The sequence below is a fragment of the Pseudomonas sp. 2VD genome, from assembly GCF_005503585.1.
Taxonomy (GTDB): domain Bacteria; phylum Pseudomonadota; class Gammaproteobacteria; order Pseudomonadales; family Pseudomonadaceae; genus Pseudomonas; species Pseudomonas aeruginosa.
Genome location: NZ_SCND01000546.1, coordinates 1 through 2,630, shown reverse-complemented (window position 1 = coordinate 2,630; position 2,630 = coordinate 1). Strand labels below are relative to the sequence as shown.

Genomic DNA, 2,630 nt, shown 5'->3' with positions numbered 1-2,630 from the left:
CCCCGCCACCACCGCCTCGCGCGAGGCCTCGCGGCCCTCGACCTGGATCGCCGGGCGGATCCGCAGGCCGGCGCGGCTCATCTCCTCCTCCAGGGTCTGGCGGGTCACCGAGCCCTGCTCGCGCAGCACCAGCGGCATGTCGTCGAGATCGGCGAGGCGGATCGACTCGCGCCCGGCCCACGGATGGCTGAGCGAAACGAAGGCGACGATCGGATCGTTGCGCAGGGTCAGCGAAAGCAACCGCTCGTCGCTGACGTCCCGGCCCAACAGGGCCAGGTCGGCCTGGTAGCTGAACAGTCGCTGCAGAGACTCGTCGGTATTGCCGGTCTCCACCCGCACCGCGATGCCCGGATAGCGCTCGCAGAAACGCGCGATCTGCGGCAATACGTGCACCGGCGCATCCACCGCCAGGGTCAGGGTGCCGGTCTGCAGGGCGCTGGAGGCGGACAACAGCTCCTCCGCCTCGGCCTCGATCGCGAACAGCCGCTGGGTCACCGCGAGCAGGCGCTCGCCCAGTTCGCTCAGGCGCACCGAGCGCTTGTTACGGTGGAACAGCAGCACGCCGTAACGCTCCTCCAGCTTGCGCACCTGGTCGGAAACCGCCGGCTGGGTGAGAAACAGGCGCTCGGCGGCGCGCGTGAAGCTGCCGTACACGGCGACTGCATGGAAAGCCTTCAACTGCGCATGGGATACCGACATGGACCTTCACCACTCCAGGCAGGACAAGGGGTTCCGCGCCATGGGCGGCGCACACGGGGATGACCGTTCGGTCAACTTCCTCGACCCACGCCGCGCCAGGCCTACGGACAAACAAGTAAAACTTATATTTAAAATTTGATAAATCGATTTCATTTATTTATCCGGAATTGTTTCCATCGCTTCACCACAGCGCGCCAGCGCCTCGGCAGCCAGCCCCTGCCTGGGCATCCGCAACCCTTACCCAGGAGGTGAAGCCGACTCCAGATCCCTCTGACCAAGCACCGCGACATGGCGGTGCGGAAGTGCTCATCAGAACAACAACAAGGCGTGTTCCCCTCACACCTGCCGGCACCGATAACAAGATCGAGGTCAGAACCATGAATCAACGTCCCGGGACGGCGCTGCCGTCCTCTCCCGTGTCCAGCTTCCAGCGCTGGCGCCTGCAGATATTCGCGATCACCTGGCTGGCCTACGCCGCCTTCTATTTCACCCGCAAGGCCTTTTCCGTCGCCAAGCTCGGCATCGCCGAAGATCCGGGCTTCCAGTTGGACAAGATGGCGATGGCCGATCTCGATGCCATCTACCTCGCCGCCTATGCCGTCGGCCAGTTCACCTGGGGCGTGCTGGCCGACCGCTTCGGCCCGCGCATCGTGGTGTTCGGCGGCCTGCTGATCTCCGCACTGGCCGCGGTGGTCATGGGCACCTTCGCCACCCTGCCGATCTTCGCCACTTGCATGGTGGTCCAGGGACTGGCGCAGTCCACCGGCTGGTCGGGGCTGTGCAAGAACATCGGCAGTTTCTTCGCCACCCACGAACGCGGTCGGGTGCTCGGCCTGTGGAGCACCTGCTACGCCTTCGGCGGACTGGTCGCCTCGCCGTTCGCCGGCTGGTGGGCGTACAGCGTGTTCGGTACCTGGCACGCGGCGTTCTACTCCAGCGCCGCGGTGGTCGGCGGCGTGGCCCTGCTGTTCCTGTTGTTGCAGCGCAACCGCCCGGAGGACGTCGGCCATCCACCCGTCGAACCGCAGGTCGCGAGCGAGGCCGTGCGCTATGCCGGCTTCAGGCCGGAAGGCGGCAACGGCGGCAGCCTGCAGGTACTCGCCAAGGTGGTGCGCAACCGCACGGTGCTCTGCCTCGGCCTGGCCTACTTCCTGCTCAAGCCGGCGCGCTACGCGATCCTCCTGTGGGGACCGGTGATCGTCTACGAACGCATGCCGGCGCTCGGCAAGGTCGGCGCGGCGATCGTTCCCACCGCCTTCGAGGTAGCCGGCCTGCTCGGCCCGATCCTGATCGGCTTCGCCTCGGACAAGCTGTTCGGCGCACGGCGCATGCCGGCCTGCGTGATCAGCCTGCTGGCGCTGACCGTCTGCCTGGCGCTGTTCGTCCCGGCGATGACCACCGGCAGCATTCCGATAGTGGTCGGCCTGCTGTTCATGATGGGACTGACCCTGTACGGCCCGGACTCGATGATCTGCGGCTCCGCCGCCATCGACTTCGGCACCGGCGAGGCCGCCGGCACCGCCTCCGGCTTCGTCAATGGCTGCGGTTCGGTGGGCGCGATCCTCGGTGGCCTGCTGCCCGGCTATTTCGACACCTACACGGTGTTCATCGGCTTCACCGTCGCCGCCCTGATCGCCACCGCGGTGCTCCTCCCGCACTGGAACAGCCGACCCGACGGTGTTGTGAAAGGCCACAGGAACATCCCCAGCCTGGGGGACTTCCGCCCGATCCGCTCCTGACTCCGGCGCGCCCGCCGCGCCACCAGCGTCTTTTCAAGCCAGGGAAACCCTCATGCATATCGAACGCTTCGAAGTCGTCAAACGCCGGGCCGAAATGGCCCTGCACGGCAACACCCTCTACATCGGCGGCCAGGTCGCCGACGATCCCAGCGGTGACATCCAGGACCAGACCCGCCAGGTCCTGGAGAACAT

At 66.4% G+C, this 2,630-nt stretch carries 2 protein-coding genes and 1 pseudogene; 2 read left to right on the top strand and 1 reads right to left on the bottom strand.

Going from position 1 to position 2,630, the window contains the following annotated elements; genetic code table 11:
• Positions 1-699 (bottom strand): LysR substrate-binding domain-containing protein (locus tag FFS27_RS31410; protein WP_050397733.1); only part of this gene is annotated, 699 nt, incomplete at its 3' end.
• A gap of 377 nt (positions 700-1,076) precedes the next feature.
• Between FFS27_RS31410 and FFS27_RS31400 the strand changes: the two genes are divergently transcribed.
• Positions 1,077-2,438 (top strand): MFS transporter, encoded by a 1,362-nt coding sequence (locus tag FFS27_RS31400; protein WP_003132942.1) that lies wholly within the window; start codon positions 1,077-1,079, stop codon positions 2,436-2,438.
• A 52-nt stretch (positions 2,439-2,490) separates the two neighbouring features.
• Positions 2,491-2,630, top strand: a pseudogene (locus tag FFS27_RS31395) (RidA family protein); the annotation flags it as partial.

Excerpts from the sequence above, each read along its gene's own strand:
- FFS27_RS31400 (WP_003132942.1), top strand. The coding sequence starts at position 1,077 with ATGAATCAACGTCCCGGGACGGCGCTGCCGTCCTCTCCCGTGTCCAGC.